The 748-nt window shown below is 41.7% G+C and carries 1 protein-coding gene; it reads left to right on the plus strand.

What is annotated here, in order from left to right; translation table 11 throughout:
• Positions 1–748 (plus strand): transposase (locus CWC30_RS17930; RefSeq protein ID WP_171034753.1); only part of this gene is annotated, 748 nt, incomplete at both ends.

A 748-nucleotide genomic window follows, 5' to 3' on the forward strand; every position in this document is an offset into this window, starting at 1 on the left:
CCAGCGCATCCTGACAATCAAATATCCACTACTGAGCCTGATTCACGTTTAATGAAAACTCAAGGTTTTACAAGAGTTGTGAGTTATAACGTGCAAAGTGCGGTTGATACCAAGCACCACCTTATAGTGGCGCATGAGGTGACCAACGTGCCAGATAGAGGCCAGCTTGCGTCAATGACAAAACTCGCACAAAAAGCATTGCGCAAGGAAGATATAAGGGTATTAGCAGATAAAGGTTACTTCAGTCAGCCCGATATAAAAGATACTATCGATTTGGGTGCAGAGCCAATCATGCCCAAGACGGATACATCGTCCTCTGAAAAGAAAGGGATATTTAACCGCTCACTCTTCAAATACGATGCAAATAAAGATATTTACTTATGCCCCGCTGGTAATGAACTTCAAAATCGAATGCAGGTATTTGAGCAAGGTAAATACCTTGATGTTTACTTCAATCACATTGCTTGTCGAGATTGTAAAATAAGAAGTCAGTGCACTAACTCTAAAAAAGACCCTAGGCGAATAAGGCGGTGGGTGCATGAGATTCTGACAGAAGAAATGCTTCAAAAGCTAAAGAATGAACCTGAATTGATGCTTCATCGCAAGCAAACTGTTGAGCACCCCTTTGGCACAATTAAACTCTGGATGGGAGCTACCCACTTACTAACACGAGGTTTAAAAAGCGTGGGGACAGAAATAAGTCGTCAGGTCAGAGCTTACAAATTCAGAAGAAAGATAACAACTAAGG

Source organism: Pseudoalteromonas sp. S4741 (genome assembly GCF_005886135.1).
GTDB lineage: Bacteria > Pseudomonadota > Gammaproteobacteria > Enterobacterales > Alteromonadaceae > Pseudoalteromonas > Pseudoalteromonas tetraodonis.